General features: G+C 70.4%; 16 protein-coding genes. 10 read left to right on the top strand and 6 right to left on the bottom strand.

Features of this window, described 5'->3' with window-relative positions:
* The first annotated feature begins 15 nt into the window (after positions 1 to 15).
* The 5 genes from ACXJKQ_RS05300 (at position 16) to ACXJKQ_RS05280 (ending at position 5,391) form a co-directional block, all read left to right on the top strand.
* Positions 16 to 561: a GNAT family N-acetyltransferase gene (locus ACXJKQ_RS05300; RefSeq protein ID WP_457104723.1), complete on the top strand. Its 546-nt coding sequence runs from the start codon at positions 16 to 18 to the stop codon at positions 559 to 561.
* Between the two features lie 452 nt (positions 562 to 1,013).
* Positions 1,014 to 2,066 (top strand): ABC transporter substrate-binding protein, encoded by a 1,053-nt coding sequence (locus ACXJKQ_RS05295; protein ID WP_457104722.1) that lies wholly within the window; start codon positions 1,014 to 1,016, stop codon positions 2,064 to 2,066.
* 4 nt (positions 2,067 to 2,070) lie between these two features.
* Complete coding sequence (locus tag ACXJKQ_RS05290; RefSeq protein WP_457104721.1) at positions 2,071 to 2,997, top strand: ABC transporter permease; 927 nt, start codon at positions 2,071 to 2,073, stop codon at positions 2,995 to 2,997.
* Positions 2,998 to 3,016: 19 nt separating this feature from the next.
* The gene (locus ACXJKQ_RS05285) at positions 3,017 to 3,823 is read left to right on the top strand and encodes an ABC transporter ATP-binding protein (protein WP_457104720.1); all 807 of its coding nucleotides are present in this window, start codon (positions 3,017 to 3,019) and stop codon (positions 3,821 to 3,823) included.
* A gap of 26 nt (positions 3,824 to 3,849) precedes the next feature.
* Entirely contained in the window at positions 3,850 to 5,391 is a 1,542-nt protein-coding gene (locus ACXJKQ_RS05280; RefSeq protein ID WP_457104719.1) for an amidohydrolase family protein, read from the top strand.
* A 21-nt stretch (positions 5,392 to 5,412) separates the two neighbouring features.
* Here the strand turns inward: ACXJKQ_RS05280 and gudD are convergent, their stop codons facing one another.
* From gudD to kdgD, 3 genes are all read right to left on the bottom strand, one after another.
* On the bottom strand, positions 5,413 to 6,762 hold the full coding sequence (gene gudD / locus ACXJKQ_RS05275) for a glucarate dehydratase (RefSeq protein ID WP_457104718.1): 1,350 nt from the start codon (positions 6,760 to 6,762) through the stop codon (positions 5,413 to 5,415).
* 93 nt (positions 6,763 to 6,855) lie between these two features.
* The gene (locus tag ACXJKQ_RS05270) at positions 6,856 to 8,211 is read right to left on the bottom strand and encodes an MFS transporter (RefSeq protein WP_457104717.1); all 1,356 of its coding nucleotides are present in this window, start codon (positions 8,209 to 8,211) and stop codon (positions 6,856 to 6,858) included.
* A 98-nt stretch (positions 8,212 to 8,309) separates the two neighbouring features.
* Complete coding sequence (gene kdgD, locus ACXJKQ_RS05265) at positions 8,310 to 9,224, bottom strand: 5-dehydro-4-deoxyglucarate dehydratase (protein WP_457104716.1); 915 nt, start codon at positions 9,222 to 9,224, stop codon at positions 8,310 to 8,312.
* Positions 9,225 to 9,332: 108 nt separating this feature from the next.
* Between kdgD and ACXJKQ_RS05260 the strand changes: the two genes are divergently transcribed.
* Positions 9,333 to 10,235 carry a LysR substrate-binding domain-containing protein gene (locus ACXJKQ_RS05260; protein ID WP_457104715.1) on the top strand — a complete coding sequence of 301 codons (903 nt, stop codon included), beginning with the start codon at positions 9,333 to 9,335 and terminating at the stop codon, positions 10,233 to 10,235.
* Positions 10,236 to 10,352: 117 nt separating this feature from the next.
* A complete protein-coding gene (locus ACXJKQ_RS05255) occupies positions 10,353 to 10,640 on the top strand; it encodes an MTH1187 family thiamine-binding protein (RefSeq protein WP_457104714.1) in 288 nt (95 codons plus the stop codon).
* Between the two features lie 410 nt (positions 10,641 to 11,050).
* On the opposite strand, the gene ACXJKQ_RS05250 is transcribed toward ACXJKQ_RS05255, so the two are convergent.
* Positions 11,051 to 11,224 carry a metallothionein gene (locus ACXJKQ_RS05250; protein ID WP_457104713.1) on the bottom strand — a complete coding sequence of 58 codons (174 nt, stop codon included), beginning with the start codon at positions 11,222 to 11,224 and terminating at the stop codon, positions 11,051 to 11,053.
* 155 nt (positions 11,225 to 11,379) lie between these two features.
* Between ACXJKQ_RS05250 and ACXJKQ_RS05245 the strand changes: the two genes are divergently transcribed.
* Complete coding sequence (locus ACXJKQ_RS05245) at positions 11,380 to 13,698, top strand: FdhF/YdeP family oxidoreductase (RefSeq protein WP_457104712.1); 2,319 nt, start codon at positions 11,380 to 11,382, stop codon at positions 13,696 to 13,698.
* Positions 13,699 to 13,742: 44 nt separating this feature from the next.
* Complete coding sequence (locus ACXJKQ_RS05240) at positions 13,743 to 15,101, top strand: pentapeptide repeat-containing protein (RefSeq protein ID WP_457104711.1); 1,359 nt, start codon at positions 13,743 to 13,745, stop codon at positions 15,099 to 15,101.
* Between the two features lie 21 nt (positions 15,102 to 15,122).
* Here ACXJKQ_RS05240 and ACXJKQ_RS05235 read toward each other — a convergent pair whose 3' ends face one another.
* Both ACXJKQ_RS05235 and selA read right to left on the bottom strand, forming a co-directional pair.
* A complete protein-coding gene (locus ACXJKQ_RS05235) occupies positions 15,123 to 15,593 on the bottom strand; it encodes a MarR family winged helix-turn-helix transcriptional regulator (protein WP_457104710.1) in 471 nt (156 codons plus the stop codon).
* A gap of 135 nt (positions 15,594 to 15,728) precedes the next feature.
* The gene (gene selA / locus ACXJKQ_RS05230) at positions 15,729 to 17,159 is read right to left on the bottom strand and encodes an L-seryl-tRNA(Sec) selenium transferase (protein ID WP_457104709.1); all 1,431 of its coding nucleotides are present in this window, start codon (positions 17,157 to 17,159) and stop codon (positions 15,729 to 15,731) included.
* Positions 17,160 to 17,345: 186 nt separating this feature from the next.
* Between selA and ACXJKQ_RS05225 the strand changes: the two genes are divergently transcribed.
* The coding region (locus ACXJKQ_RS05225; RefSeq protein WP_457104708.1) for a sugar phosphate nucleotidyltransferase at positions 17,346 to 17,576 on the top strand (231 nt) is incomplete at its 3' end.

Genomic DNA, 17,576 nt, shown 5'->3' with positions numbered 1-17,576 from the left:
GCGTCCGGAAGCCCGATGATCGCCATCCGGACCGACCGCCTGATCCTGCGGCGCTTCAGGCCGGACGACGCCGCCGACCTGTTCGCCTACCTGCACAGGCCGCGGGCGCGCTGCTTCCTGAGCGGCCGCCTCGACACGCCGGCCGACGCGCGGGCGGAGGCCGATCGGCGCGGCCGCGACGACGAGCACGTGGCCGTGTGTCTGGCCGCGTCCGACCGGCTGATCGGCGACCTGTTCTGCCTGCCCGAACCGCCCGACACCTTCTCGCTCCGCTGGAACTTCAACGCCGCCTACGGCGGCGCGGGCTACGCCCGCGAGGCCGCGACCGCTCTGTTCGGATACCTGTTCTCCGAGCGGCGGGCGCGGCGGCTCTACGCCTATGTCGAGGAGGACAACGCCGCCTCGCGCCGCCTGTGCGAGGCGCTGGGGATGCGCCCCGAGGGTCTGTTCCGCGAGTTCATCGCCTTCGCGGAGGACGATCAGGGCAACCCGATCTTCGAGAACACGCTGCAGTACGCCATCCTGCGCCGGGAATGGGCGGCGCGTTCTTCACGCGGCTGAGGCCGGCCCGGCATCGTTCGAAGAGTCCGGCTGAATACGCCGGCGGCATTCCGCCGCTTTCGCGGGCGTCGGACCGGTCGGTGCGACACGTCCGTCATCACGAGCGCAGCGACGTGACCCCGGGCAGTCCGACGTCCGGAGGCGTGGCGCGGCTGGATTGCTTCGCTCCGCTCGCAAGGACGGAGCGGTGCAGGTCTTCGACAGCGCCGACGGGCAAGGCGCGCCGCCAATACGGCCGATCCCCGCATCTGGCACGCTTCTTGGTTCGTATTCACCAGCGCAGCGTCGCCCCGGCGGCGGCTAGAGGTTGGCGTGCCGTCGATGTGGTGAGGTGCCGGGCGACCGGATCTCCGCGACTGCCTTGAGCCTGTCCCGAGCTCCGATCCCTCCGTTTCAGCACCGGCACGCGCCGTCCGGCGGATCGCGCGATCCGCCCTCTGAGGAGAGTCGATATGTGCGACCGTCACGGCGATTATCGCGTCCCGGATTTCACGCGGTTCAAGCCCAGCCGCAGGCGCTTCCTCGGCGGGACCGCCGCAGCGCTGACCCTGGCGGTGGGTCCGGGCCTGACCAGCCCGGCCGCGGCGGCCACCGGCATCCGGGCGACCCACGGCACCGGCTTCTGCAACCTGAACTTCTTCCTGGCCGAGGCGATGCAGCTCGCCAAGGATGACGGGCTGACCATCGACTTCGTCAACACGCCGACCTTCTCGGATCAGGTCACCTTCCTCGGCATGGGCCAGGTCGATGCCGGCGTGATGCCCTACACGAGCTTCATGGCGCTCTACGACGCGGGCGCCCCGGTGAAGATCGTGGCCGGCGGCGGCATCGAGGGCTGCGTGCTGGTCGCCCAGCCGGGCCTCGACAGCCCGGAGAAGCTCAAGGGTAAGACGCTCGGCACCTTCCAGCTCGATACGCTTGAGGTGCTGCCCTACGACTGGCTGAAGAAGAACGGCGTCGCCTTCAAGGACATCACGGTCCGCTACATGGGCTCGACGCCGGAAGCCGTGGAGGCGTTCCGCGCCGGGGCGCTGGACATCATCTCGACGATCGAGCCCTACGGCACCGCGCTCCTCACCGACGTGAAGGGCGCCGTGAAGCTCTCCGACGGCACCGACATCTACGGCAAGGGCTACACCGACTGCGTGCTGGCGGTCCGCAACGAGCTGATCGCCAAGAACCCGGCCGCCGTGAAGGCGCTGATCAAGGGCATGATGAAGGCCCAGGCCCTGGCAGAGGGCGACCCCCAGGCCGCCCTGAACAAGCTCGTCGGCTCCTACTACAAGACCTCGATGAGCAACGCCCAGCTCGCCATGGGCCGGCAGCCCTCGGTGGTCGACGCCCGCAACCAGACGCAGTTCATCCTCGACCGGACCGATTCCGTCGCCGAGATGGGCTACATCAAGAAGAAGCCCGGCCGCGACGCGATCGACTGGACCCTGCTGGAGCAGGTGATCGCCGAGAACCCGGACCTCTACGGCAAGCTCAAGCTGAAGTCGGCCTGAACGGATGGCCATCTTCCTCGCCCGCGCCGCCGTCCCGCACGTCCGGCCGCGCCTCCCGTTCGGTCAGCGCCTCGCGCTGCCCGACGGCTTCGTCCCGCTCCTGCAGCGGACCGGCTGGATGCTGGTCTCGGTCGGCTGCTTCGCCGGCCTCTGGGAACTGCTCTGGGCCTTCGGCATCGCCGACGCCAAGCTGCTGCCGCCGCCGCACATCTTCCTCGGCAACCTCGCCGAGCAGGCGCGCTTCTTCAACACCGCCCAGCGCTGGCAGATCGGCACCGGCATGAATGCCGGCCCGAGCCCCGCCATGGCGGTGCTGATCACGGTGCTCGCCTCCACGGGCCGGGTGCTGGCGGGCCTCGCCCTGGCCGCGACCCTGTCGATCCTGGTCGGCGTCGCGATCCGCTACGTCGCGCTGTTCGAGCGGCTGACACTGCCGACCATCACGCTCCTGGCGCCGGTCTCGCCGATCGCGTGGCTGCCGGTGGCGATCTTCATGTTCGGGATCGGCAACGCCCCGGCGATCTTCATGGTGTTCATCGCCCTGTTCTTCACGATGGTCCTCTCGACCATTCACCAGATCGACGGGGTCAACCGGAACTACATCAACGTCGCCCGGACCATGGGGGCAACGAAGCGCCAGATCTACGCGCGGGTGATCGTGCCGGCGATCCTGCCGGGGCTGCTCGCGGTGCTGCGCCTCAACCTGTTCGGCGCCTGGATGGTGGTGCTCGTCGCCGAGGCGACCGGCGTCGGCTACGGGCTCGGCCAGGTGATCATGCTGGCGCGCAACACCTTCAACCCGTCGCTCGTGTTCTTCACCATCACGCTGATCGGCCTCTTGGGCTTCGCCTTCGACCTGCTGTTCCGGGTGGTGCAGCGACGGCTGCTGTACTGGCTTCCGCGCGACGCGGGGTCCTCCCTTGGCCTCTGATCCCTTGGCCTCTGATCCCTTGGCCTTTGATCTCGGCTCCGACGACGCCGTCTCCTGCCGCGGCGTCGCCAAGGTCTGGGCGGGCGGCACCGCCCGCGCCCACGAGGCGCTGCGCGACATCAACCTCACCGTGCGGCCCGGCGAGTTCGTGGTGTTCCTCGGGCCGTCGGGCTGCGGGAAGAGCACGCTGCTCTACCTGATCGCCGGGCTGGAGGCCGCCTCCGGGGGCGAGCTCCTGGCGTTCGGCGAGGCCGTCACCGGCCCCTCGCCGGAGCGCAGCCTGATCTTCCAGGAGACCTCGCTCCTGCCCTGGCTGAGCGTCTGGCAGAACGTCAGCTTCGGCCTGTCGCTGAAGGGCGTGCCGGAGGCCGAGCGCCGGAGCATCGCGCGGACCGCGCTCCAGCGCGTCGGCCTCGCCGAGGCGTTCGACAAGCGGCCGGACGAGTTGTCCGGCGGCATGCGCCAGCGGGTGGCGGTGGCGCGCGCGCTCGCCATGCGCCCGAAGGTGCTGCTGATGGACGAGCCCTTCGCGGCGCTCGACGTCCAGACCCGCCAGAAGATGCAGGACTTCCTGCTCGACGTCTGGCGCGACAGCGGCGCCTCGGTGCTGTTCGTGACCCACCACATCGACGAGGCGGTCGCGCTCGCCGACCGGGTCGTGGTGTTCACCGCCCGTCCCGGGCGGATCAAGACCATCGTCCGCAACGACCTCGCCCGCCCGCGCGACCCGTTCTCGCCCGAGGCCGAGGCGATGCGGCGGCACCTCACCGAGCTCCTGCGCGACGAGGTCGACCGGGCCTTCGCCGAGCAGGAAGCGCTCGTCTGACCCCAATCCCCAACACGGACACGACCATGGCCACATCGCTGATCCGCAGCCGGCGGATGATCACCCGCACCCTCGATCACGACCGCTGGGAGGAGATCGCCGACGGCGCGGTCCTTCAGAAGGACGGAAACATCGCGGCGGTCGGCACCTACGCGGACCTGCACGCCCGCTACCCCGACGCCCCCGTGATCGGCTCGGGCCGCGAGATCCTGCTGCCGGGCTTCGTCAACGGCCACCACCATGTCGGCCTGACGCCGGTGCAGCTCGGCTCCCCCGACATGCCGCTCGAATTGTGGTTCGTCACCCGGATGGTGACGCGCAACCTGAACCTCTACCTCGACACCCTGTACTCGGCCTTCGAGATGGTCGGCTCCGGGATCACCACGGTCCAGCACATCCACGGCTGGATGCCCGGCAGCCTGGAGGAGGTCGAGGCGCGCTCCAACGAGGTGCTGCGGGCCTACCGCGACATCGGCATGCGGGTCTCGTACTGCTTCGCGGTCCGCGACCAGAACCGCCTCGTCTACCAGGCCGACATGGACTTCGTGGCGAGCCTGCCGGCGCCGCTGCAGGACCCGATGAAGCGCTGGTTCGAGCGCTTCCAGATGTCCCTGGAGGACAATTTCTCCCTGTTCCGCAGCCTGCACTCCGCCCAGGAGGGCGCGTCGCGGGCGAAGATCCAGCTCGCGCCGGCCAACCTCCACTGGTGCTCCGACGCGGCCCTCGAAGGGCTGGCCGGCCTGTCCGAATCCTACGACGTGCCGATGCACATGCACCTCGTGGAGACCGCCTACCAGAAGGCCTACGCGGAAAAGCGCGGCGGCGGAACCGCCGTCGAGTACCTCGACCGGTTCGGCATGTTGGGGCTCCGCCTGACGCTCGGCCACGGCGTCTGGCTCAACGAAGCCGACATCGACCGGGTGGCGGCGACCGGCACCTGCATCTGCCACAATTGCTCGTCGAACTTCCGGCTGCGCTCGGGCGTGGCGGCGCTCAACCGCTTCGAGGCCAAGGGGATCAACACGGCGATCGGCCTCGACGAGGCCGGGATCAACGACGACCGCGACATGCTGCAGGAGATGCGCCTCGTGCTGCGCGCCCACCGGGTGCCCGGCATGGACGAGGCCGACGTGCCGAGCATGGCGCAGGTGCTGCGCATGGCGACCGTCGGCGGCGCCCGCACCACGCCGTACGGCGACAGCCTGGGCACGATCGAGGTCGGCAAGGGCGCCGACATGGTCCTGATCGACTGGGACCAGATCGCCTACCCGTATCTCGACCCGGAGACGCCGCTCCTCGACGCGGTGATCCAGCGGGCCAAGACCGGCGGCGTCACCACGGTGCTGTGCGAGGGCGAGGTACTCTACGCCGACGGGCGCTTCACCCGGGTCGACAAGGACGCCGCCCTGAAGGCGCTCCACGACGACCTGTCGCGGGCGCTGTCGGACGACGAGGTCGAGCGGCGCCAGCTCTCGAAGGCGCTGCTGCCCCATGCCCGCCGCTTCTACGCCGACTACATCGACCCGTCGCGGCACGAGCCGTTCTACCGCCCGAGCTCGCGCGTCTGAGGCGCGCGCCCGGGCCGGCCGTCAGCGGACCAGACAGGGCTTCTTGTTGTCGAAGGTCCAGCCCGGGATCAGGAACTGCATGGCGGCCGCGTCGTCGCGGGCGCCGAGGCCGTGGTCGCGGTAGAGGGCGTGCGCCTCCTCGACCGCCGACATGTCGAGCTCGATGCCGAGGCCCGGCCGCTCTGGCACCCGCACGAGGCCGCCGCGGATCGCCAGCGGCTCCCTGGTCAGGCGCTCGCCGTCCTGCCAGATCCAGTGGGTGTCGATCGCCGTGACGTTGCCGGGCGCGGCCGCGGCCACGTGGGTGAACATCGCGAGCGACACGTCGAAATGGTTGTTCGAGTGCGAGCCCCAGGTGAGACCGTGATCGCGGCACAGCTGGGCCACCCGGACCGAGCCGGCGAGCGTCCAGAAATGCGGGTCGGCCAGCGGGATGTCGACGGCGCCGAGCTGGATCGCGTGGTTCATCTGCCGCCAGTCGGTGGCGATCATGTTGGTGGCGGTGGGCAGGCCGGTGGCGCGGCGGAACTCCGCCATGATCTCGCGGCCCGAGAACCCGCCCTCGGCGCCGCAGGGATCCTCCGCGTAGGCCAGGACGTGGCCCTGGCCCTTGCAGAGGCGGATCGCTTCCGCGAGGGACCACGCGCCGTTCGGGTCGAGCGTGACCCGCGCCTTGGGGAACCGCTCGTGGATCGCAGTGACGGCGGCGATCTCCTCCTCGCCGCGCAGCACGCCGCCCTTCAGCTTGAAGTCGTTGAAGCCGTACTGGTCGTAGGCGGCCTCGGCGAGCCGGGCGACGGCCTCCGGGGTCAGCGCCTCCTCGTCGCGCAGGCGGAACCAGCCGTCGCGGGCGGTCGGCGCGCGGTAATCGAGATCCGTGCGGGTGCGGTCGCCGACGTAGAACAGGTAGCCCAGAATCTCGACAGCGTCGCGCTGCTGGCCCTCGCCCAGGAGCGCCGCGACCGGCACGTCGAGGTACTGGCCGAGCAGGTCGAGGAAGGCGGATTCGACGGCCGTCACCGCGTGGATGGTGACGCGCAGGTCGAAGGTCTGCAGGCCGCGCCCGCCGACGTCGCGGTCGGCGAAGCGCGCCCGCATGGCGTTGAGCACCGCGTTCCAGGCGCCGAGCGGCTGCCCGACCACGAGGTCCCGGGCATCCTCCAGGGTCTTGCGGATGCCCTCGCCGCCGGGAACCTCGCCGAGGCCGGTGGCGCCGGTGGAGTCGGTGAGGATCACGAGGTTGCGGGTGAAGTACGGCCCGTGCGCGCCCGAGAGGTTGAGCAGCATGCTGTCGTGGCCGGCCACCGGCACGACATTCATGGCGGTCACGGTCGGGGTGTGGCGGGCGGCGTGGCGGCTGTCGTTCGGCATGGAATCCTCCTCGGGAGCCCCCGGCCGGTCTGCGCCGGGCGCGAGGCGGGATCGGAACGGGGCCGGTCGCGGCGGACCGGCCCGGGCCGCGGGTCAGTGGGCTTTGAGCTCGACGCGGCGGATTTCGCCGACCACCACGAGGTAGCAGAAGCAGGCGACGAGGGCGTTCAGGCCGACGAAGACCAGGGCGCCATTGAACGAGCCCGTGCTCTGGACGATGTAGCCGATGGCGATCGGCGTGGTGATGCCGGCGGTGTTGCCGAAGGTGTTGAACAGGCCACCCGAGAGGCCGCCGCTCTCCCGCGGGGAGGTGTCGGCGACGACCGCCCAGCCGAGCGCCCCGATGCCCTTGCCGAAGAAGGCGAGCGCCATCAGCCCGACCACCACCGCGTCCGTCTGGACGTAGTTGCAGCCGATGATGCTCATCGACAGCAGCATGCCGCCGACGATCGGGATCTTGCGCGCCGCTGTCAGCGAGAAGCCGCGGCGCAGGAGCAGGTCGGAGATCACGCCCCCGAGGATGCCGCCGATGAAGCCGCACAGCGCCGGCAGCACCGCCGCGAAGCCCGCCTGCAGGATCGACAGGCCGCGCTCCTTGACGAGGTAGACCGGGAACCAGGTCAGGAAGAAGTAGGTCAGCACGGTGATGCAGTACTGGCCGACATAGATGCCGAGCAGCATGCGATTGGCGAGCAGCTGGCGCAGCGTCCGGCCGGCATCGCCCTGCTTGGTCCGGCTCTGGCCGTCCATGTCGAGCAGCGCGCCGCCGGCCTCGATGTAGTCTCGCTCCGCCTGGTTCATCGACGGGTGGTTCTTCGGACTGTCAACGACGCGCAGCCACACCACCGCGAAGACGAGGCCGAGCAGGCCCATGCTGGTGAAGACGTGGTGCCAGCCGAAATTGTGGACGATCCACGCCATCAGCGGCGTGAACAGCACCGTGGCGAAGTACTGCGCCGAGTTGAAGAACGCCGAGGCCATGCCGCGCTCCCGGGTCGGGAACCACGCGGCGACGATCCGGGCGTTGGCGGGGAAGACCGGCGCCTCGGTGAGGCCGACGGCCAGCCGCAGGGCGAAGAGCAGGATCACCGCGGTCAGGCCGGTGAAGAAGCCGACGGCGCCCTGGACCAGCGTGAAGCCCGACCACAGGGCGACGGCGGCGGCGTAGACCCACTTGACGCTGTAGCGGTCGAGGAGCCAGCCGCCCGGGATCTGGGCGAGGACGTAGGACCACGCGAAGGCCGAGAAGACGTAGCCCATCTGGACCGGCGAGAGGCCGAGTTCCTTGGCCATGTCGGGCCCGGCGATCGAGATGGTCGCGCGGTCGGCGTAGTTGATCGTCGTGGCGGCGAACAGCATCGCCACGATCAGCAGGCGGACGCGGGTGCGGCGACCCGCATCGGCGGCGGCGAGCAGGGTGCTCGGCGCGCCGGTCGAACTGGCACTCATGGACGTTCTCCCTGGCTCGTCGCCGCCCGGTTGATCCGGGAAGCGGGTCGTGGCCGCGGTTGGCTCGGCGGGTCCGTCGTTGTGCGTGTTGCGGGGGCTCAGCGGCGGTCGCCGATCAGGGCCGTCAGCTCGGCGCGCTCGGCCGCGTCGAGCTCGGTCAGCGGCGGCCGGACCGGCCCGGCGTGGCGGCCGACGGCGCTCATGCCCGCCTTGACGATCGAGACGGCGTAGCCGCGCTTGCGGTTGCGGATCGCGATGTAGGGGAGGACGAAGGCGCGCAGCTCCCGGTAGACGGCGTCGCGGTCCCGGCGGCGGACGCTGTCGTAGAAGGACAGCGCCCATTCGGGCAGGAAGTTGAAGATCGCCGAGGAGTAGGTGGTGACGCCCATCTCCAGGTACGGCAGCGCGAAGGTCTCGGCGGTGGGCAGGCCGCCGATATAGGTCAGGCGGTCTCCGAGCGCGGCGTAGACCCGGGTCATCAGCTCGACGTCGCCGACGCCGTCCTTGAAGCCGACGAGATTCGGGCAGCGCTCGCACAGGCCGGCGAGCGTTTGCTCGTTCAGCTGGGCGTTGGCGCGGTTGTAGACGATGATCCCCAGGGAGGTCGCCCGGCACACCGCCTCGATATGGGCGGCGAGGCCCACCTGCTCGGATCCGACGAGGTAGGGCGGCAGCAGCAGGATCCCGTCCGCGCCGGCGGCCTCGGCGGCCCGCGCCATCTCGACCGCCAGGGCGGTGCCCTGGCCGGCGGGGGCGATGACCGGGGTCCGTCCGCGGGTCTCCTCGACGCAGGCGCGCAGGACGCGGTCGATCTCGGCGGGCGTCAGCGAGAAGAACTCCCCGGTGCCGCCGGCGGCGAACAGGCCCGACACCTTGTAGTCGGCGAGGCGCCCGAGATTGTCCCGATAGGCGGTCTCGTCGAAGCCGAGGTCGTCGCGGAAATGCGTGACCGGAAAGGACAGCAGGCCGGAGCCCAGCACGCGCGCCATCTCGGCCGGGGTCATGCTCGCCATCGATTCCTCTCCCTGGATCGCACCGTTCGGTGTCGCGTCCGGGGGTAGGCGCCAGCGTTAAATGCGTCCAACGTTGATTTTGGCTGGATTATCCCGGATCCTGCATCAATGTTCGACCTCGGCCACGCCCGCAGCTTCGTCGCCGTCGCCGAGGAGATGCATTTCGGCCGGGCCGCGGCGCGGCTGAACCTGACCCAGTCGCCCCTGTCGCGGCAGATCCAGATGCTGGAGCAGACGCTGGGCGTGACGCTGCTGGAGCGGACCACGCGCGCGGTGCGCCTGACCCCGGCGGGCCGCACCTTCCTGGCCGAGGCCTACCGGGTGCTGGCGGCGGCCGAGAACGCCGCGCGCATCACCCGGCGCGCCGCCCGGGGCGAGAGCGGGGTGCTGCGCCTCAGCTTCACCGCCGCCTCGGCCTACCGGACACTGCCTCAGGTCGTGGCCCATGTCCGCCGGACGCTGCCGGAGGTCGATCTCGTGCTGGAGGAGATGGTCTCGGACGAGCAGATCCAGGCGCTTGGCGACAACCGGGTCGATCTCGCGATCCTGCGACCGGCCCCGGTCCTCCAGGATCCGAAGACCCCGATCGCGACCGCTCCCCTCGCCCGGGAGCGGTTCCTGCTCGCGGTCCCGCGCGGGCATCGCCTCGCGACAGTCCGTACGCCGACCCTGCGGGATCTCGACGGCGAGGCCTTCGTGACGTGGTCGCCCCGGGGTGGGCGCTACTTCATCGACCTCCTCGACCGGCTGTTCGAGGCCGGAGGCGTGCAGCCGCGGATCGTGCAGCGGGTGAACCAGGTCCACGCGATGCTGGCCCTCGTCGGCGCCGGCATCGGCGTCGCGCTGGTGCCGGGCAGCGCCCGGGGCAACAGCATGGCCGACATCCGGCTCCGGCCGATCGCTCTGCCGGCCACGACCGGGCCGGAGCTGTGGCTCGCGTGGCGCAGCGACAACGCCAATCCGTGCCTGCCCTCGGTGCGCGCCGCGGCGCTGGAGACCGGCGCCGCGTGACGGCCGGTCCGGGTGCCGGCCTGGAAAGTCGCCGCGGCCGGCGATAGGCTGCCCGCTCGCCCCGCCGCCGGTCGCGGTACCGTGACGGGGCCGCCCCTCCCGGATCAGGCAGGCACCATGAAAGTTTCGGCCGACCTCTGCATCGTGCCGATGGGCGTCGGCCCGTCGGTCTCGCCCTACGTGCGGGCGATCAAGGACATCATCGAGTCGAGCGGCCTCACCGCCGCGATGCATCCCAACGGCACCAACATCGAGGGCGAGCTGTCGGAGATCTGCGCGCTGGCCGAGCGGTGCGAGGCGAAGCTCGCCGAACTCGGCGTCCAGCGGACCTTCTTCACGCTGATCTTCTCGACGCGCCGGGACAAGGATCAGTCGATGGCCGACAAGCTCGCCGCTGTCTCCTGACCGCGACCGCCCCGGCCCGTCGTCCCGGGGTCGTGCAGAAGATTCGGAAACCCAGTCCCGCCGCAGCGGCAAGTCTCACACCGACAGAGCGTCGGGATTCAGGGTCCGCCTTCGGCGCCAAAAACGAGAGCGCCTGACCCTCTGGGAGGCCTGATCTTACCGAGGTCGGGAACAGACCCAGAGTCGCTCCCGATCAGGTTGGCACGGTGACGACAGCCGTGCCCTGGCCGAGCGAGGCGCGGGTCCACTCTCTCGTGCGGGAGAGGGACAGGGTGAGTCGCGAGTACTTTCCGGAAAGACCTGATCCCTCACCCCAACCCTCTCCCGCACGGGAGAGGGGGGGCGCGTCGCGACTGTCTCGACCGGAGATGCCTGTCCTTCAGACCGTTGCAACAAGATCAGGAACGGCTCTAGCCGTGGCAGGCGCAGCCGGCATGCTCGCAGCCGGCGTGATCCCTGTGGCCGTCCGCGCACTCGTCGCAGCAATAGGCTTTGCCGTCCCGCGACACGGCCTTGGCAACCGGAATCACGCAGACGCAGTCCTGGCAGGCGCACTTCACCATCTCGACGTCGACGCTGGCCATGATGTCCTCCTCCGGCGGTCCGCTCCATGCGTCGACGTTAGAGCCGCGGCCGCGGCAAGGGAACCATTCCGGGGCGCGGTGCCGCGCCCGTGATCCGATTCGCCCGCTCGCGCGTTCCCCCGGTCCGGTGATCGCTGTGCCGGGTGGAGGGCGCCATGGCCGATCAGAACACCGACGACGTCCGGATCGAGCCCTATGACGGGCCGGCGGGCGGCTGGGGCTCGGCCCGCTCCCTCGTCGAGATCCTGACCCGCGAGGGCGTGCCGGTCACCGGCTCGGCGATGCTGCTGAAGCAGAACAAGCCGGACGGCTATATGTGCACCTCCTGCGCCTGGGCGAAGCCCGCCAAGCCCCTGGCCTTCGAGTATTGCGAGAACGGCGCCAAGGCGACCGCCTGGGAGCAGACGCGCCGCCGTGCGACCCCGGACTTCTTCGCCGAGCACACGGTGACGGAACTTCTCGGCTGGAGCGACTACGCCCTCGAGGAGCAGGGCCGCCTGACCCATCCGATGCGCTACGACCCGGCGACGGATCGCTACCGGCCTGTCGCCTGGGCGGAGGCCGTCGCCGAGATCGGCCGGGAGCTGAAGGACCTGCGCGCGCAGGATCCGCGCTCGGTGGTGTTCTACGCCTCGGGACGGGCCTCCCTCGAGACCAGCTACATGTGGGCGCTGCTGGCGCGGCTCTACGGCAACAACAACCTGCCGGACTCCTCCAACATGTGCCACGAGCCCACTTCGGTGGCGCTGCCGCAATCGATCGGCGCACCCGTGGGCACGGTGCTGCTGGAGGATTTCGAGACCACCGACCTGATCTTCTTCTTCGGCCAGAACGTCGGGTCGAATTCCCCGCGGATGCTGCACCCGCTCCAGGAGGCGCGGCGCCGGGGCGCGCAGATCATCACCTTCAACCCGCTGCGCGAGCGCGGGCTGGAGCGCTTTACCGACCCGCAATCGCCGGTGGAGATGCTCACCCGCTCGTCCACGAAGATCTCGACCCAGTACCACCAGGTGAAGGCCGGCGGCGACCTCGCGGCGCTCACCGGGCTGTGCAAGGCCCTGTTCGCCCTGGACCAGGCCGCGGAGGCCAATGGCAAGCCCCGGGTGCTCGACCACGCCTTCATCGCCGAGCACACCCACGGCTTCGAGTCGTTCATCACGTTCTGCGACGGGCAGGACTGGGCCACGCTGGAGCGGCGCTCCGGCCTGACCCGGACCGCCCTGGAGGCCGCCGCCGCGGTCTATGCCCGCGCGAAGGCGGTGATCGGCATCTACGGGATGGGCCTGACCCAGCACCGCAAGGGCACCGAGACGGTCCGCATGCTCGTCAACTTGCTGCTCCTGCGCGGCAATATCGGGAAGCCCGGCGCCGGGATCTGTCCAGTGCGCGGCCACTCGAACGTGCAGGGCCAGCGCACCGTCGGCATCACCGAGAAGCCGGAACTGGCGCCGCTCGACAGGCTGAAGGACCTCTACGGCTTCGAGCCGCCGCGGGAGAAGGGGCTCAACACGGTGGAGACCTGCGAGGGCCTCCTCGACGGTCGCGTGAAGGCCTTCATCGGGCTCGGCGGCAATTTCCTGCGGGCGATCCCCGATACCGGCCGGATGGAGCCCGCCTGGCGCCGCCAGCGCCTCACCGTCCAGATCTCGACCAAGCTCAACCGCTCCCACTTGGTGAACGGCGCCGTCGCCTACATCCTGCCCTGTCTCGGCCGGATCGAGATCGACCGGCAGGCGAGCGGGCCACAGGCGGTCTCGATCGAGAGCTCCACCGCGCAATTCCACGGTTCGCGGGGCGTGGCCGACCCGGTCGGGCCGCACGTGCGCTCCGAACCCTGGATCGTGGCGGAGATCGCCAAGGCGACGCTGCCCCCGAACCCGCGGATCGACTGGGATGCCTGGGTCGCTGATTATGGTCGCGTGCGCACCGCGATCGAGGCGACCTACCCGAACGTGTTCCACGACCTCAACGGCCGGATGTTCCAGCCGGGCGGGATCCTCAAGCCCCTGGGCGCCCGCGACCGGAAGTGGGAGACGGAGTCCGGCAAGGCCAACTTCGCCGTGCCCGAGGGTCTGGAGGCCGATCCGGACCTTCCCGCCCGCGGTCCGGACGTGCTCGACCTGATCACCCTGCGCTCGAACGATCAGTTCAACACCACGGTCTACGGCTACGACGACCGCTTCCGCGGGGTGAAGGGCACCCGCGACGTGTTGTTCATGAACCGCCGGGACATCGCCCGCCTCGGCCTGAAGGACGGCGGCAGCGTCGAAGTCGCAACCGAGGCCTACGATCAGGTGCCGAGGCGCGTCGGCGGCCTGCGGGTGGTGGCCTATGATATCCCCGAGGGCAATTGCGCAGGCTATTATCCTGAGCTGAACGTCCTGCTGCCGCTCTGGCATCACGACGAGCAGTCCAAGACTCCCGCCGCGAAGGCGATCGCCGTCCGGGTCACGGCCGAGCCGCGCGCGGCCTGAGCAGCGCGTCTGGCGTCCGGTCGCGCGTTCCGGCAAGGAACACCATGGACCAAGTGACCCCACCCGACGCGCGACGGGACGCTCAGACCGAGCCGCGGCTGCGCGGGCTGCTCGACCGCATCGCCACCGGGGCACCCGTGCAGGAGCCGGGCTCGGACCTGTCGCAGCTGAGCGCCGGGCAGGACGCGCTGGACGGCGGGGCCGGCGCCGATGCCGAGTCCGGCGGCCTCGCGCTCGCCGGCGCCGACCTGTCCCGCGCGCGGATGGAGGAGGCCGACCTGTCCGGTGCCAATCTGCGCCGGGCGAACCTCGCGGGCGCGCTCGGGCGCTCGGCCCGCTTTACGGGCGCGATCCTTGAGGAGGCCGACCTGTCGGAGGCCGACCTGTCGGGGGCGGACTTCACCGGCGTCGTCGCCGGTCAGGTAAAATTCGCGGGCGCCATGCTGGAGGATGCCCGCTTCGGGCAGGCCGCGATGCGCTTCGCCAACCTGTCCGGCGCCCTCCTGGACGGCACGGACTTCGCGGGCGCCGATCTATGGGGGGCCGACTTCTCCGGGGCTGATGCCGACGACACCGTATTCCGCGCGGCGCGGCTCGATGAAGCCAAGCTCGCCGACGCCAACCTGACCCACGCGGATTTCGCCGATGCCAGCCTGACCAAGGCGAGCTTGGCCGGCTCGCGACTGCGGGGCGCAAACTTCGCCGGGGCGAAGCTCGACGGCGCCGACCTCTCGGGTGCCGATCTCTCGGACACCGATCTCGTGCGGCTGAACCTCGCGACCTGCCGCCTGCGGCATGCTCGCTTCGCCGGCGCGTGGCTCAACGGCACCCGGATGAGCGTCGAGCAGCTCGGCGGTGCCGTGGGCGAGGAGGTCGCCGGCGCATACGAGCTGGCGCAGGCGAGCTACCTCGCCCTGGAGCAGAACTGGAAGAGCATCGGCAGCCACGACGCGGCGAGCTGGGCCTACAAGCGCGGACGCCGGATGGGCCGCTTTCATGCCGGACGGCAGGCCCGCACCGCCTGGGGCGCGCGGGACTGGGCCGGTCTTCTGCGGCACGGCTATCGCTGGACCGCGGACCGCTTCGTCGAATGGCTCTGCGATTACGGCGAGAGCCTGTCGCGCATCGCCCGGGCCTTCGCCCTTCTGATCGTTGTGTTCGCGGGCCTCTTCGGGCTCACCGGCGGCCTGTTCATCCTGGAGGGGCCGGAGGCGGGGCCGACCTACAATCCCCTCGATCTCCTGAGCTACAGCGCGCTCAACATGATGACCGCGAACCCGCCGGAGATCGGCCTCAAGCCCACCGGCCGCGTTACCAACCTGCTGGTCGGCCTCGAAGGCGCCGTCGGCATCATCCTGATGGGACTCTACGGCTTCGTCCTGGGGAACCGCCTGCGGCGGTGAGCCCCGCGCGCCGCGCGATCCTCAGTCGTTGACGCTCAGCCGCTCGATGACGAGGCTCAGGTCCTTGCGCAGGGCTCGGATCTCCGGCTCGCTGAGCTCGAGCTGGCACATCACGCTCTCGCGGACCGAAACCGCCTCGGCACGCAGGGCGGCGCCCGCGGGCGTGAGGGCGATCTCGACCTCGCGTTCATCGGACTGGCGGCGCGTCCGGAGCAGGAAGCCCGCGCCCTCCAGGCGCTTCAGCACCGGCGTCAGCGTGCCGGAATCAAGACGCAGGCGACGACCGATCTCCGAGACGGTCACGCCGTCCTGTTCCCACAGCACCAGCAGAACGAGATATTGCGGGTATGTCAGGCCGAGCCGCTCGAGCAGCGGCCGGTACGACTTGGTCATCCGATGCGCGGCAGCATAGAGCGCGTAGCAGAGCTGGTTATCGAGGAGCAGGGGATCGGTCTCCCGCTCTGCCTCCACCGGATCGGCCGTGTACGCCATGTCGTTCGCCCATCGCGGTCCAGACGCCGCCATTCTCAACCGCGACCGCGGGTTCGTCATCATACCATAACATGGGAAGGCGGCGCGCAAGGTCAGGCCGCACGGTCCCTTCTCTCAACAACCCTAAGGGTTCCGTCACCGGTGCGGTGTTTGGCCGAGTGCCGACAGGGTGTCGAGGAAGGCCGCCTCGTCCTCGAGCGTCCGGAGATCGAGGCGGACGGCATCATCGCCGATCCGGCCGATGACCGGCGTTGGCAGCCGGCGCAGATCACCGGCGAGGCGCTGGCAGCGCCCGCCGGCACCCCGGCCGCCCGCAGGTTCCGGGGCCAGGACCAGGGCCGCGCTCGGCAACGTCTCCACCGGCAGGGCGCCCGATCCGATCTGGCTGATGCAGTCGGCGACCGAAACCACAGCCCGGCCGGCGAGCCGCTCCGCTACCGCGGGGGCGAGACGCGCGGCCTGCGCGGCGATTGCGTCGCGACCGCGGGTCAGCAGCCGCAGGGTCGGCAACTCCTCCCGTAGCCGCTCGGGATGGAGATAGAGCCGCAGCACCGCTTCGAGCGCCGCGTAGGTCATCTTGTCGACGCGCAGTGCCCGCTTCAGCGGATTCTTGCGCACCCGGGCGATCAGGTCCTTCCGGCCGGCGACGATGCCGCACTGGACCGCGCCGAGGAGCTTGTCCCCGCTGAAGGTGACAACGTCCGCCCGCTCCAGGGCCGCCCGGATCGTCGGTTCGGGAGGCAGACCGTAGGCGGCGAGGTCGACGAGGCTGCCGCTGCCGAGATCGTCCGCGAGCGGCACGCCCCGCTCGCGGCAGAGGGCATGCAGGGCGGCCGGATCCGCCGCGGCCGTGAAACCCGCGATGGCGTAGTTGCTCGGATGCACCTTCATCACGAGGCCGGTGCGCGGGCCGATCGCCTCCGCGTAGTCGCGCAGATGCGTGCGATTGGTGGTGCCGACCTCACGGAGCCGGCAGCCTGCTCGCACCATCACATCCGGCACGCGGAACGAGCCGCCGATCTCCACGAGCTCGCCCCGGGAGACCACCACCTCCTTGCGCATGGCCAGGGCGTTCAGCACCAGCAGGACCGCAGCCGCGTTATTGTTGACGACCACCGCGGCCTCGGCCCCGGTCAGGCGGCAGATCAGGCCTTCGACGTGGTCGTCCCGCTCGCCGCGGGCGCCGGTCGCGAGGTCGAATTCGAGGTTGCTCGCCTGCACCATCACGGCGGCCACCGCCTCGGCGGCCGAGCGGGGCAGCAGGGCGCGGCCGAGATTGGTGTGCAGCACCGTTCCGGTCAGGTTGAAGACCGGCCGCAGCGACGGGCGGCGCGCGGCGGCAAGCCGTGCGGCCGCGTCGGCCCGGATCGCCGCCGCGTCCGGCACGGGAGCGCCTCCGGCCCGGATCTCCGAGAGGATATCCCGTATCGCCCCGGTGAACGCCGTCCGCCCGTAGACGTCGAGAACCTCCGGCGGCGCGGCGCCGACGAGGCGCTCCACCGCGGGGATCCGGCGCTGCGACGGCGCCGGATCATCGGCCGGGCGGGTGGGGACGGGCGCATTCATGACAGGCCAGACATAACCATCCCCCGCGATGGGGCCAGTCCGTCCACGCGCGGATAATCCGCGCAGGTTGTTCAGCTACCGGCCCGACGGTAAGGGCAGAGCCGGAAACCGGCCGACATCCATCCGCATGCGCGCGGAGCGGGCTTGGCCGCGCCACACCGCCCAGACTTCTCGGGAGACCCCGCCATGTCCCGACCTTCGATCCTGATCCACCCGATGATCCTGTGCGGGGGGACGGGGACGCGTCTGTGGCCGGCGTCTCGGGAGAGCATGCCGAAGCAGTTCGCCCGGCTGGTGGACGCGACGACCTCGACCTTCCAGGCGACGCTGGCGCGGGTGTCGGACGCTTCCGTGTTCGCGAAGGCGACCGTGATCGCCTCGGCGGAGGCCCGCTTCATCGTCGCCGAGCAGCGCGAC

It is taken from the genome of Methylobacterium sp. P5_C11, from assembly GCF_054049775.1.
The sequence above is the reverse complement of the archived record's forward strand: the minus strand, read 5'-3'. Positions and strand labels throughout refer to the sequence as shown.

Coding starts and splice junctions, on each gene's coding strand:
- selA (WP_457104709.1), bottom strand. CDS start 17,159: ATGAATGCGCCCGTCCCCACCCGCCCGGCCGATGATCCGGCGCCGTCG.
- ACXJKQ_RS05300 (WP_457104723.1), top strand. CDS start 16: ATGATCGCCATCCGGACCGACCGCCTGATCCTGCGGCGCTTCAGGCCG.
- ACXJKQ_RS05235 (WP_457104710.1), bottom strand. CDS start 15,593: ATGGCGTACACGGCCGATCCGGTGGAGGCAGAGCGGGAGACCGATCCC.
- ACXJKQ_RS05240 (WP_457104711.1), top strand. CDS start 13,743: ATGGACCAAGTGACCCCACCCGACGCGCGACGGGACGCTCAGACCGAG.
- ACXJKQ_RS05245 (WP_457104712.1), top strand. CDS start 11,380: ATGGCCGATCAGAACACCGACGACGTCCGGATCGAGCCCTATGACGGG.
- ACXJKQ_RS05260 (WP_457104715.1), top strand. CDS start 9,333: ATGTTCGACCTCGGCCACGCCCGCAGCTTCGTCGCCGTCGCCGAGGAG.
- kdgD (WP_457104716.1), bottom strand. CDS start 9,224: ATGGCGAGCATGACCCCGGCCGAGATGGCGCGCGTGCTGGGCTCCGGC.
- ACXJKQ_RS05255 (WP_457104714.1), top strand. CDS start 10,353: ATGAAAGTTTCGGCCGACCTCTGCATCGTGCCGATGGGCGTCGGCCCG.
- ACXJKQ_RS05290 (WP_457104721.1), top strand. CDS start 2,071: ATGGCCATCTTCCTCGCCCGCGCCGCCGTCCCGCACGTCCGGCCGCGC.
- ACXJKQ_RS05280 (WP_457104719.1), top strand. CDS start 3,850: ATGGCCACATCGCTGATCCGCAGCCGGCGGATGATCACCCGCACCCTC.
- ACXJKQ_RS05270 (WP_457104717.1), bottom strand. CDS start 8,211: ATGAGTGCCAGTTCGACCGGCGCGCCGAGCACCCTGCTCGCCGCCGCC.
- ACXJKQ_RS05250 (WP_457104713.1), bottom strand. CDS start 11,224: ATGGCCAGCGTCGACGTCGAGATGGTGAAGTGCGCCTGCCAGGACTGC.
- gudD (WP_457104718.1), bottom strand. CDS start 6,762: ATGCCGAACGACAGCCGCCACGCCGCCCGCCACACCCCGACCGTGACC.
- ACXJKQ_RS05295 (WP_457104722.1), top strand. CDS start 1,014: ATGTGCGACCGTCACGGCGATTATCGCGTCCCGGATTTCACGCGGTTC.